General features: G+C 40.3%; 10 protein-coding genes, 8 tRNA genes and 1 rRNA gene. 18 read left to right on the plus strand and 1 reads right to left on the minus strand.

Features of this window, described 5'->3' with window-relative positions; genetic code table 11:
* Window positions 1-176 precede the first annotated feature (176 nt).
* From rrf to ACHUE4_RS04070, 9 genes are all read left to right on the plus strand, one after another.
* Window positions 177-292: ribosomal RNA gene (gene rrf, locus ACHUE4_RS04030) — 5S ribosomal RNA — on the plus strand.
* A gap of 101 nt (window positions 293-393) precedes the next feature.
* Window positions 394-468 (plus strand) — tRNA-Asn (locus ACHUE4_RS04035).
* Between the two features lie 8 nt (window positions 469-476).
* A tRNA-Thr gene (locus ACHUE4_RS04040) sits at window positions 477-549 on the plus strand.
* 33 nt (window positions 550-582) lie between these two features.
* Window positions 583-657, plus strand: a tRNA-Glu gene (locus ACHUE4_RS04045).
* Between the two features lie 157 nt (window positions 658-814).
* Window positions 815-890: transfer RNA gene (locus ACHUE4_RS04050), tRNA-Val, on the plus strand.
* A 15-nt stretch (window positions 891-905) separates the two neighbouring features.
* Window positions 906-989: transfer RNA gene (locus ACHUE4_RS04055), tRNA-Tyr, on the plus strand.
* Between the two features lie 14 nt (window positions 990-1,003).
* Window positions 1,004-1,078, plus strand: a tRNA-Gln gene (locus ACHUE4_RS04060).
* A gap of 5 nt (window positions 1,079-1,083) precedes the next feature.
* Window positions 1,084-1,156 (plus strand) — tRNA-Lys (locus tag ACHUE4_RS04065).
* 20 nt (window positions 1,157-1,176) lie between these two features.
* Window positions 1,177-1,249: transfer RNA gene (locus ACHUE4_RS04070), tRNA-Ala, on the plus strand.
* A 70-nt stretch (window positions 1,250-1,319) separates the two neighbouring features.
* Here ACHUE4_RS04070 and ACHUE4_RS04075 read toward each other — a convergent pair.
* Entirely contained in the window at window positions 1,320-2,201 is an 882-nt protein-coding gene (locus ACHUE4_RS04075; RefSeq protein WP_394188105.1) for a LysR family transcriptional regulator, read from the minus strand.
* A gap of 105 nt (window positions 2,202-2,306) precedes the next feature.
* On the opposite strand from ACHUE4_RS04075, the gene ACHUE4_RS04080 reads away from it, so the two are divergent.
* From ACHUE4_RS04080 to ACHUE4_RS04120, 9 genes are all read left to right on the plus strand, one after another.
* Entirely contained in the window at window positions 2,307-3,377 is a 1,071-nt protein-coding gene (locus ACHUE4_RS04080) for a citrate/2-methylcitrate synthase (protein ID WP_394188106.1), read from the plus strand.
* Between the two features lie 32 nt (window positions 3,378-3,409).
* Window positions 3,410-3,991 (plus strand): GNAT family N-acetyltransferase, encoded by a 582-nt coding sequence (locus ACHUE4_RS04085; RefSeq protein ID WP_394188107.1) that lies wholly within the window; start codon window positions 3,410-3,412, stop codon window positions 3,989-3,991.
* A gap of 70 nt (window positions 3,992-4,061) precedes the next feature.
* Window positions 4,062-4,967 carry an arginase gene (gene rocF, locus ACHUE4_RS04090; RefSeq protein ID WP_394188314.1) on the plus strand — a complete coding sequence of 302 codons (906 nt, stop codon included), beginning with the start codon at window positions 4,062-4,064 and terminating at the stop codon, window positions 4,965-4,967.
* A gap of 217 nt (window positions 4,968-5,184) precedes the next feature.
* Window positions 5,185-5,748, plus strand: a complete 564-nt coding sequence (sigW, locus tag ACHUE4_RS04095; protein ID WP_394188108.1) for an RNA polymerase sigma factor SigW — start codon at window positions 5,185-5,187, stop codon at window positions 5,746-5,748.
* An 11-nt stretch (window positions 5,749-5,759) separates the two neighbouring features.
* Window positions 5,760-6,386: a zf-HC2 domain-containing protein gene (locus ACHUE4_RS04100; RefSeq protein WP_394188109.1), complete on the plus strand. Its 627-nt coding sequence runs from the start codon at window positions 5,760-5,762 to the stop codon at window positions 6,384-6,386.
* A 636-nt stretch (window positions 6,387-7,022) separates the two neighbouring features.
* Window positions 7,023-7,859 carry a diadenylate cyclase CdaA gene (cdaA, locus tag ACHUE4_RS04105; RefSeq protein WP_394188110.1) on the plus strand — a complete coding sequence of 279 codons (837 nt, stop codon included), beginning with the start codon at window positions 7,023-7,025 and terminating at the stop codon, window positions 7,857-7,859.
* Window positions 7,852-9,111 carry a CdaR family protein gene (locus tag ACHUE4_RS04110; protein ID WP_394188111.1) on the plus strand — a complete coding sequence of 420 codons (1,260 nt, stop codon included), beginning with the start codon at window positions 7,852-7,854 and terminating at the stop codon, window positions 9,109-9,111. The genes cdaA and ACHUE4_RS04110 overlap by 8 nt, the downstream gene beginning before the upstream one ends.
* Before the next feature lie 28 nt (window positions 9,112-9,139).
* Window positions 9,140-10,492 (plus strand): phosphoglucosamine mutase, encoded by a 1,353-nt coding sequence (gene glmM, locus ACHUE4_RS04115; protein ID WP_394188112.1) that lies wholly within the window; start codon window positions 9,140-9,142, stop codon window positions 10,490-10,492.
* A gap of 102 nt (window positions 10,493-10,594) precedes the next feature.
* Window positions 10,595-12,199: a gamma-glutamyltransferase family protein gene (locus ACHUE4_RS04120; RefSeq protein ID WP_394188113.1), complete on the plus strand. Its 1,605-nt coding sequence runs from the start codon at window positions 10,595-10,597 to the stop codon at window positions 12,197-12,199.
* Window positions 12,200-12,246: the final 47 nt, after the last annotated feature.

A 12,246-nucleotide genomic window follows, 5' to 3' on the forward strand; every position in this document is an offset into this window, starting at 1 on the left:
CGTGGCGACACGTGCAGCTGACGAATACTAATCGATCGAGGACTTAACCATAATGAATGTGAATGCTTTCAATGAAGATTTATCCAGTTTTGAGAGAGCAATCTTTCAATTTAATAGCAAATACTGTTGAAACTCAAGGTATAATTGTTATAATTAAACTTGGTTCAACGAAAAAGTCTAGTGATAATGGCAAAGAGGTCACACCCGTTCCCATACCGAACACGGAAGTTAAGCTCTTTAGCGCCGATGGTAGTTGGGGGTTTCCCCCTGTGAGAGTAGGACGTCGCTAGGCTTTTTTATTTCTATTAAGAAAAACTAAATTGGTTTCTCCGGGCAATGATTACCTAATCGGGAAAGTTGTTTGAGACCGAATCTATGCTTTTTTATTTCTATTCCGAAGTAGCTCAGTGGTAGAGCAACCGGCTGTTAACCGGTTGGTCGTAGGTTCGAGTCCTACCTTCGGAGCCACTTATCTTGCTTCCATAGCTCAGCAGGTAGAGTGCTTCCATGGTAAGGAAGAGGTCACCGGTTCGAGCCCGGTTGGAAGCTTATTTTCCAAATACATACTCGTTATACATAAGAGGCCCCTTGGTCAAGCGGTTAAGACACCGCCCTTTCACGGCGGTAACACGGGTTCGAATCCCGTAGGGGTCACCATTTATACTTTTTACGTAACTTTAACCAGTACGTAAAAAGAATCAAAAGCAAGTAGTTCTAGGAAATGATCAAATGAGTGAAAGAGCGTACAAACGTACGTGACTGACATGAATGCGTGAATTGACAACGAAATGCGCAGCTTTTCATTCTTTTTAACGGAGGATTAGCTCAGCTGGGAGAGCATCTGCCTTACAAGCAGAGGGTCGGCGGTTCGAGCCCGTCATCCTCCACCATAGTTTTTTACCCTTGGAGGGGTAGTGAAGTGGCTAAACACGACGGACTGTAAATCCGTTCCTTCGGGTTCGGCGGTTCGAATCCGCCCCCCTCCACCATTTTTTAATCGCATTGGGGTATAGCCAAGCGGTAAGGCAACGGATTTTGATTCCGTCACGCCCTGGTTCGAATCCAGGTACCCCAGCCATTTTTGAGCCATTAGCTCAGTTGGTAGAGCATCTGACTTTTAATCAGAGGGTCGTAGGTTCGAATCCTACATGGCTCACTTTTATTTTCATATTTTTCGGGGCCTTAGCTCAGCTGGGAGAGCGCCTGCCTTGCACGCAGGAGGTCAGCGGTTCGATCCCGCTAGGCTCCATCATAAAAACGTTTGGAATGTTCATTCATTCCAAGCGTTTTTTTTATTTTATAAATCATTCAAAACGATCTTATCCAAAATAATAAGTCGACAACAAATCGATAAATTCCTCCTCTAAATCTCGTTTATTCTTTACCACCACATAAGTCGATACCTTAGGAAGCTCAAATAAATCAAACGGTATATGCATGATTCGCCCCTCTAGTAGTTCTCTACGTACGATTGAGTGTGGCAGGATGGATATTCCAAGTCCTTCTTGAATAAAGCGCTTTGTTATATGGGCTTGAGAAACCTTCATTGTCCGAACTCCTGGTACTTCTTTTCTAAGTCTTATTAAAACATCATCCCAAAATACAGGGTGGTGATGGGTGAAAAGGGTCAGTGACTGTAAATACTCGAGACTATCAATTGGAGGTCCAGCTTCGTCGTCATACGCATCTCTAGGACCAATTAACAGAAGGGACTCTTCGAAGATCGGAATGGACTGAATATGTTTATAAGTTGTGGGCAAAGCCGAAATACCTATATGAACAATCTCGTTATCCACAAGTTCTTCGATTAATTGTGAATCTTCTACCCGTATTGTAATTTCAAGTTGTGGATGCTTTTCTATAAATGTGCGTAAAATTGAAGGAAAAATGGTTTCAGCAACTAATGGAGATATGGCAATCGTCCATTTATGTCGAAAGCCTTGTTTAAACGCGTGTATATGTTGGATGCTTTCTTCCATTTGATGAAGAATTTTTTGTGCTTCCGTTACATAGAGTTTACCTGCATTCGTTAAGGTCACCCGATTATTTATTCGCTCAAACAAGGCGATTCCTAAAAACTCTTCTAATAATTTGATGTGGATAGTTACGCTTGGTTGAGAGAGCATTAGTTGCTCAGATGCTTTCCTGAAGTTCAAAGTTTCCGCAGCTACTGTAAACGTTTTTAACCATTGTAATTCCATATGAATGCCTACCTTCGATTAATAATTCTTATTGAATCAATTATATATCTTCAATTTTTATTATCAACAGAAGGACATATACTTGATATATAGGAGGCGGTATATATGTTTCAAAAAGGATTAAAAGATGTGGTGGCAGTTGAGACAAAAATTGCATCGGTAAACGGTGAAAAAGGAGAATTAAGATATCGTGGAGAACTTGTGGATAACCTCATTGCAAACGCTAGTTTTGAAAAGTTATCCACCTACTTATGGACAGGTGTGCATAGTAAGCCCTCGTCCTTATTTTTAGAAGGACGGAAGTTACCGGAGCATGTTATCCAGTTGCTTCGAACTTTACCTAAAAATCTTCAACTTATGGATGGGGTTCGAACAGCTGTATCCGCTTATGCGACGCCGAATTTTCTGAAAAATTCATCTTATGATCAATCGGTTTTATTAACCGCGGCATTGCCTGTAATCGTGGCATTTTTATATCGTCAAAATCAAGATTTAGAGCCTTTAGAATCCAATGAAGAATTAGGTCATACTGCAAATTATTTATACTTATTAACAGGGATATCCCCAACTTCAACAGAAGTAGCTGCGCTAGAGACGTATTTGATGTTAACGATGGAGCATGGCATGAATGCATCTACCTTTGCTGGGAGAGTGACAATCTCAACTGAATCAGACATTCCATCTGCAATTGTATCGGCTCTAGGAACCATGAAAGGTCCGTTACATGGAGGTGCACCATCTGGTGTGTTGGATTTACTTGATGAAATTCAGTCAACAGAACGCGTGAGATTAACGATTGAAAGCAAACTTGAAAAAGGCGAGCGCATCATGGGGTTTGGTCACAGAATCTATAAGACAGAAGATCCGAGGTCGATCTTACTGAGAGAAAAATGTCTAGAACTTCAAGGGGATGATAAATGGTTAGACTTGGCTTCATATGCTGAGAAAGAAATTATTCAAATACTCAATGAACATAAACCAGGTCGGAATTTATACACAAATGTTGAATTTTATGCGGCAGCCATTATGCGAGCTATTCAAATGGATGCCGCTCTATTTACACCGACATTTAGTGTGGCACGCATTGTCGGGTGGACAGCTCATGCAATGGAACAAATCGATGATCGTACGATATTTAGACCGCAATCGGTATATGTGGGCAAATCTTTTGTATGATAGAAGAAAAGCATTCGTAAGGAGATTTAAAGATGACGTCGATTTTAATTCATAACAACGTGACTTTGCGCCCTATGCAGGAAAGCGACAGCGCAGCCTTATGGCGTATAACGAAGCCAGAAACGTTTACCCATATGCTCAATCAACTGCAAACTTACGAAGAATTTGAAAAATGGATGGACGCAGGTTTAAGTCAAATGACTACATCGGACGGCACGATTGTGTATACAGTGGTTGACTCAGAAACGAACGAAGTTATGGGTTCAACACGTATGTATACTATCGATTTTTTGAATAAATCTTGCGAAATTGGATCGACTTTCTATGGAGAGAATTATCAGCGAACACATGTGAACACGACAACCAAATATTTATTGCTTTCGTATGCTTTTGAGACGTTGGGGTTTATTCGAGTGCAGTTTAAAACAGATGCTGACAATCTCCGTTCTCAAAAAGCGATTGAACGAATTGGTGCCAGTAAAGAGGGCATATTACGCAATGAACGCATTCGTTCAACTGGCTTGCCTAGAAATGCGGTAGTCTATTCGATCATTAATGATGAGTGGCCACAGTTGAAAGAACAACTACTAAATAATATGAATAAATATGCATAATAATGTTAGGTTGAGCCAAGTGCCTTCCGCCATTTACAATAGAGTTAAGTAAATGGGGAGGTATAAAATGATGAATAATTTAAATATATCTTTAATCGGTGTACCTATGGATTTAGGACAAAATCGTCGCGGGGTTGATATGGGTCCTAGCGCAATCCGTTATGCGGGAGTTGTAGAACGCTTAGAAGAAATTGGTCATAAAGTGACAGACGAGGGTGACATTCGAATTGCTGCTGCAGAAAAAACAGCACCAACGGATACAAACCTTCGCAATTTAAAAGAAGTGACAGACGCAAGTACATCACTTGCGAATAAAGTACATGAAGTAATGGAAAATGGTCAATTCCCACTTGTTTTAGGTGGCGATCACAGTATTGCGATTGGAACGTTAGCTGGACTAGGTGACCGTTATGAAAATCTTGGCGTCATTTGGTATGATGCGCATGCAGATTTAAACACGGGTGATACTTCACCTTCAGGTAATATTCATGGTATGCCTCTTGCAGTCAGCATTGGTCTAGGTCATGAGCAATTAGTTAACATCCGTGGTTTTGCTCCAAAAATCAAGCCTGAAAATGTTGTCATTATCGGTGCTCGTTCGATTGATCCAGGTGAGCGTGAATTGATTAAACAAACAGGTATTAAAGTATTTACAATGCACGAAATCGACAAATTAGGAATGACCGAAGTTATGAACAAAGCTATGTGGTACTTAAAAGACCGCGAAGTAGATGGTGTTCATTTGTCTCTTGATTTAGATGGAATTGACCCAATTTATACACCAGGCGTTGGAACACCTGTACCAGGTGGTATAAGCTACCGTGAAAGCCATTTAGCGATGGAAATGCTATTTAGTTCTGAAATGATTACTTCGGCTGAATTTGTTGAAGTAAACCCAATTTTAGACGAAAAGAATAAAACAGCGGACGTTGCTGTAGCATTGATGGGCTCTTTATTCGGCGAAAAATTACTATAATCATATCTTTACATTGCCCAGTATTCTTGTAAATGAGAGTACTGGGTTGTTTTTATTTCAACATATTGAATGTTCTAAACAATAAATTCTTTTTCAATAAATGTAAGTATTTTGAAATGTATTTTGATATAATTAAAAAAATAGATAAAAAAATGAAACCTGTCGATACCTTAGTGCGTATAAGTAAGACAGCCGCTTGAGCGGAGGGGAAATCACGATGGATGCGTTGGTCAATAAACGAATAAAAGAAGTTCTTAAAGGCGATCAAAACGCATTCGCGGAGATTGTCGAACTGTATCAAGATAAATTGTATCGCGTGTGCTATCGGATGCTTGGAAATAAACACGAAGCAGAAGATATAGCGCAAGAAGCGTTTGTTCGAGCATTTGTGAACATACATACGTTTGATACAAAAAGAAAATTTTCAACTTGGTTGTACCGAATTGGAACCAATTTGTGTATCGACCGTATAAGAAAGAAGAAGCCGGATTATTTCTTAGATGCGGAGGTTGCGGGTGCGGAAGGTTTGAATATGTATTCGCAAATCGCCTCGACCGATGTATTACCGGAAGACGAAGTGTTGAAAATGGAAATGCAGGAACGTGTTCAGTATGAAATTAGTCGACTGCCAGATAAATACCGTGCAGTGATTGTTTTAAAATATATGGAAGATTTGCCACTTCAAGAAATTAGCGATATTTTAGATATGCCTCTTGGAACCGTGAAAACACGAATCCACAGAGGTCGAGAAGCGCTACGGAAACAATTAAGTAATATGTAGGAGGTATCACGATGAATAGGTGTCCAGATCATTTCGTTCACTATATGCATGAATATTTAGATGGCGAAATTAGCCGTGAACATGAACTGGAGCTTAAATCCCATTTGCTTACATGTCCATCATGTCAACAGCATTTGCAGGAGTTAAGTAAAGTCGTGGCATTTGTACAAAGCGCGTCACATATCGCAGCACCGAATGATTTTACGGCAGCCGTAACGGCAAGATTGCCGAAAGAGCCATCTCGTGCAGGTATGAAGCGTTGGTTTCATAGCCATCCCATGTTAAGTGCGGCAGCCTTGTTTATGATTTTAATGAGTGCCACTTTATTTTCAAGTTTTAATGAAGATCAACACTTTTCATTTACTAAACAACCGAATCTTGTAGTCGAAGGGGAAAAAGTAATCGTTCCTGCCGGCGAGACCATTGAAGGTGACCTTGTGGTTAAAAATGGGGACTTACAAATTGAAGGAAAAGTAAATGGAAATGTGACGGTTATTAATGGGAATATTAGCGGCGACAATTATATGGCTTCAACAGCCAATGTAACAGGTGAAATAAAAGAAATCGATCAAGTTTTCGATTGGCTTTGGTACAAGATGAAAGACGGAGCAAGCGACATGATGTCCTTGTTTGAATAAATGAAGAAAATTAGCCTACCCAATCAGGGTAGGCTTTTCATTTGGGGGAAAAATGTTGATTTCCATTTCGGCGGACGCTTTCCGCGGGCAAGACTTCAGCCGCTTCCCTCGCGATGCTCAGTCCAGGGTCTTCAGTTCTTGCTGATTCCGCTGGAGTCGCCGCCTACATTTCAATCAACTGAAATCGCTTTAGATAAAAATTCGTTTAAATGAAATAAAGTCTTTTCAAGAGAGATTTTCTTACCGTTAAATATGTGGAATTTAACTCATTGTAAAAATTGTCCCTTTTAAATAAGTGTTAGATACACTTACATTCACCATTTGTAAGCATGACTCTGCAAACTAAATTAGTAGGAAAGTGGTCGGCTATTTATAAAGACTCCTGCGGAAAAACGTAACAAGCTAGAACCCACAGGCTCAGCTGTCAGAGACGGATGAGCAGAGGAGACTAGCGTTACATATACGAAAAGCGAAAATAGTCGACCATCCTCATTTGTAATGAACTCTTATTCTTTTATCTTCATTACAGAGACTTCCCCATTCAGGGTAGGCTTTTCATTTGGATAAAGCAGAGTAACAACACTTTATGCTATACTTAGTCCATATGAATACGTGTAGAAGAGCGGGGGGTGCCACATGCCGTTTATTGACCAATTTACAGATTTAACGCCGGTAAACGTGCTCGTTAATATACTTGATGTGTTATTAGTGTGGTTCGTCATATATAAGATTATTACGTTAATAAAAGGAACGAAAGCTGTTCAATTATTAAAAGGAATCTTTGTGATTATCATTGCACGAATATTAACAGAAGCGTTCGGTTTAGATACACTCGAATGGTTGCTGCAAGAAGTCATCAACTGGGGTTTCTTAGCGATTATTATTATTTTCCAACCTGAATTACGACGTGCTCTAGAACAGCTAGGTCGTGGTAAGTTATTCGCTCGATCGAATTTGCAAGAAGCAGAAGAGCAAAATCGTTTAGTTGAAGCGATGACAAAATCAATTAGCTATATGGCAAAACGTCGAATTGGTGCACTGATTTCCATTGAAAGAGAAACGGGTTTGAATGAGTACATTGAAACTGGTATTCAAATGAATTCAGAAGTGACATCGGAATTATTAATTAATATTTTTATTCCCAATACACCACTCCATGATGGAGCAGTTATTATGCAAAAGAATAAAATAGCAGCAGCAGCTTGTTACCTGCCGCTATCAGAAAGTCCTTTTATATCGAAAGATTTAGGAACAAGACATCGTGCAGCACTTGGTATAAGTGAAGTAACGGATGCTATCACGATTATTGTTTCAGAAGAAACGGGAGCTGTTAGCTTAACTTCTAACGGTGACCTTCATAGAAACCTGTCTATTGAAGAATTTGAAACGCGCTTACGCAAAGTTTGGTTTGGACCTGAACCTGAATTAGTGAGTAGCTCCAAGTGGTCATGGAGGGGGAAAAAGAATGGATAAATTGATGGATAGCCCGTGGTTTTTGCGAATCACAGCGCTGCTTCTAGCCATGCTTTTGTTTCTCTCGGCTAAATCAGGAGACGAAAGCTTAAATGCAGCAAATAGCGGCAATATGACAGATATTATTCGCGATATTCCTGTAGAGGTGTATTACGATGATGATAATTTAGTTGTTACTGGAGTTCCTGAAACGGTTGATATGACAATTGAAGGGCCAACTTCGTTTGTGCAAACAGCGAAGCAATTAAAGGATTTTACGGTATTTGTAGATTTGCGAAATTTAAATATGGGTGAACACGAAGTGATGGTACAAGTGGAAAACCTGTATGAAAAAGTAGAGTCCAAATTAGATCCAGCCTATATTGAAGTGAATATAGAAGAAAAAGTGACCAGAGAATTACGGGTGGATCCAGAGTTTAATGAACGTTTACTCGCAGAAAATTTTGTGGTGACGAGCATGAAATCTAGTCCGGAACGTGTTCAAATCACGGGTGCAAAAAGCGTTATTGAAAGCATTAGTTATGTCAAAGCAACTGTTGGTGGAGATCAAGGTCTAAATGAGACATTTACACAAGAAGCAAGTGTCAAAGTTTTGGACAAGGACCTGTCAAAACTGAATGTTACCATTGAGCCTGCAGAAGTTGAGGTTACAGTTGAAATTGAAGAATATAGCAGAGAGATTCCAATTTCTCTTCAGCAATCAGGTACGATTAAAGACGGTGTAGTGATTAATGAATTAACACCAAAAACTAAGACTGTTCGAGTATTTGGTAATAAAGCAGTCATCGACAGTCTTGATACACTTCCACTAGAGGTAGATGTTAGCACCTTGGAAAAATCGGGCACAATTAAAGTGAAAATCCCTGTTCCAAAAGGTGTGTCAAGAATATCTAAAGAAGAGATAGAAGTAGCGGCGGATGTTACGCCTGCTCCTGTGGATGAAGAAATAATTGAAGATGATAGTGCTTTAATTGAGTCACGAAATTTTGAAGATGTTAATATAGTGGTTCGAGGTTTAACTGAATCCGATTCGTATTCATTTCTAGAACCTGAGAATGGACAGATATTATTAACTGTAAAAGGTCTGAATACGTACCTCGATGCTTTAGAAGAAAAAGATTTTCAATTATACGTAGACGCAAGTGACGCCCTAGCGGGTGAGAATCAATTAGATGTTCAAGTAGAAGGTTTAGAAGATGGAACCTGGACTGTTTCATCGCCGATTATCACTGTTAACGTTGAGCGCACTTAAGTTTGGTTTTTGAAGGAGAGAATATATAATGGGTAAATATTTTGGAACTGACGGTGTACGTGGTGTCGCAAATAGCGAACTAACACCTGAATTAGCATTTAAATTAGGGCGTATCGGTGGATATGTGCTGACGAAAGGCGCAATTGATCGACCAAAAGTTTTAATTGGTCGCGATACACGTATTTCTGGTCATATGTTAGAAGGAGCACTTGTAGCGGGACTTCTTTCTGTTGGTGCAGAAGTAATGCGTTTAGGCGTAATCAGCACACCGGGAGTTTCATACTTAACTCGTGTAATGAGTGCTGAAGCGGGTGTTATGATTTCTGCTTCCCATAATCCGGTAGCAGATAACGGCATTAAATTCTTTGGTTCAGATGGTTTTAAATTGTCTGACGACCAAGAAGCGGAAATTGAAGCACTTCTTGATGCTGAAAATGATGAACTACCTCGACCGGTTGGTAAAGATTTAGGTTCTGTTACTGACTACTTCGAAGGTGGACAAAAATATATTAGTTATTTAAAACAAACTATAGATGAAGATTTCGTAGGCATTCATGTCGCTTTAGACTGTGCGCACGGTGCAACATCATCTTTAGCAACTCACGTGTTTGCTGATTTAGATGCAGACCTTTCAACAATGGGCGCTTCACCAAACGGTTTAAATATCAATGAAGGTGTTGGATCTACACACCCAGAGGTATTGGCTAAGTACGTTGTAGATAAGGGTGCGAATGTTGGTCTTGCATTTGATGGAGATGGCGACCGATTAATTGCTGTTGATGAAAAAGGTCAAGTAGTCGATGGTGATCAAATCATGTATATTTGTGCGAAGCATTTGCACAAAGAAGGTCGTTTGAAGCATGATACAGTTGTTTCTACTGTGATGAGTAACATGGGCTTCTATAAAGCCATTGAATCTCATGGCATGAAGAGTGTCCAAACAGCAGTTGGTGATCGCTATGTAGTAGAAGAAATGAAAAACAGCGGTTACAACTTAGGCGGCGAACAATCAGGACATATTGTCTTCTTAGACTATAATACTACTGGTGATGGCTTATTAACGGGTCTTCAACTTGTTAATATCATGAAAATAACAGGTAAAAAATTGTCGGATCTAGCAGCTGAAATGACGATATTCCCACAAAAACTAGTGAATGTTCGTGTAACCGACAAGCATGGTGTTACGGACAATGCAACAGTTGCAGCAGTAATCGCTGAAGTAGAAGCTGAAATGGCTGGAAACGGACGTGTACTTGTTCGTCCTTCTGGAACTGAGCCTCTAGTGCGAGTGATGGTTGAAGCTTCAACAAAAGAAGATTGCGAACGCTACGTTGAACGTATTGCAGAAGTTGTGCGTACAGAAATGGGCTTAGCAGAATAAGAATTGAAACCAGTTTTCTCTTTTTGAGAGAACTGGTTTTTTCTTTTTGTCTGAAAATTTGTTACGATAGTCGAAAGACTTTAATTTCAAGGGGGATTTTCAATGGATTATCTATATCAGCCTTATGCAGCAAAACGTAATACCGTTTTTTCAAAAAAGGGAATGGTCGCAACTTCGCAACCACTGGCAGCTCAAGCGGGCTTAGAAATATTACAAAAAGGTGGCAACGCGATTGATGCAGCTATTGCAACAGCTGCAGCGCTAACTGTTGTGGAACCAACATCAAACGGTATTGGTGGAGATGCATTTGCACTTGTTTGGACAAAGGATAAACTGCATGGCTTAAATGCCTCAGGTCCAGCACCAAAGTCCATATCAGCTAAAGCAATCCGAGAGAAGGGACATGAAAAAATGCCTGTATTCGGTGTGATTCCTGTTACTGTTCCAGGAGTACCTGCTGCTTGGGCAGAATTATCGGAGCGTTTTGGGAAGCTTTCATTAAATGAAGTTTTAGCACCCGCTATCAGATATGCAGAAGAAGGCTATCCGTTAACACCAATTCTAGGGAAGTACTGGAAGCTAGCATATGAGAAGTACAAAACAACGTTTACTTCTGCAGAATTTGCTTCTTGGTTTGAGACATTTGCACCGAATGACCGTGCACCAGAAATCGGAGAAATGTGGTCTTCACCTGGACATGCGAGTACACTTCGTTCAATTGCACAAACCAATGCACGTTCTTTTTATGATGGCGAGCTTGCTGACAAAATTGATGCTTTTATGAATAAACATGATGGCTATTTATCGAAAGAAGATTTAGTGAGCTATAAACCAGAATGGGTCGAGCCTGTATCAGCCAATTATCGTGGATATGATGTATGGGAAATTCCACCGAATGGTCAAGGTATGATCGCATTGATGGCTCTGAATTTATATAAACAACTACAAAAACCTGTGTGGGAAAATGCCGATACATATCACCAACAAATTGAGTCAATGAAACTGGCATTTACGGATGGCCAAGCCTTTATCACTGAACGGGACGACATGCCCATCTCGACGGAAAACTTGTTATCAGAGGACTATGCAGTAAAACGTGCGAGTGGAATTCAAGAGCGAGCGTCTACACCTGAACCAATGGAATTACCGAAGGGTGGAACCGTGTATTTAGCTGCAGCCGATGAAGAAGGAAATATGATTTCATATATTCAAAGTAATTACATGGGATTCGGCTCAGGAATTGTCATACCAGGTACAGGCATATCCTTGCAAAATCGTGGTCATGACTTCTCATTAGATGACGCACATCCAAATGTTTTGAAGCCAGGGAAACGAACATATCATACCATTATTCCTGGATTCTTAACGAAAGATGGGCAAGCCGTGGGTCCATTCGGTGTCATGGGAGGATATATGCAACCGCAGGGGCATTTCCAAGTCGTTGTGAATACTGTAGATTATCTACTGAATCCACAAGCTGCTCTTGATATGCCGCGTTGGCAATGGATGCAAGGCAAAACTGTTCTTGTTGAGCCAGAGTTTCCAAATCAGCTAGCACAGGCTTTAGCAAGAAAAGGGCACCAAATCCAAGTTGCTACAGACACCGGTAGTTTTGGACGCGGTCAAATTATTTGGCGAAACCCTGAAACAGGAGTCCTGCAAGGTGGTACAGAATCACGAACAGATGGTTCGATTGCTACTTGGTAAACATGCTGACACGATTGTCTTGTGATGGAGACAATCGTGTTTTTTAG

The sequence above is a fragment of the Paenisporosarcina quisquiliarum genome (genome assembly GCF_043641925.1).
Classification (GTDB): Bacteria; Bacillota; Bacilli; order Bacillales_A; family Planococcaceae; genus Paenisporosarcina; species Paenisporosarcina quisquiliarum_A.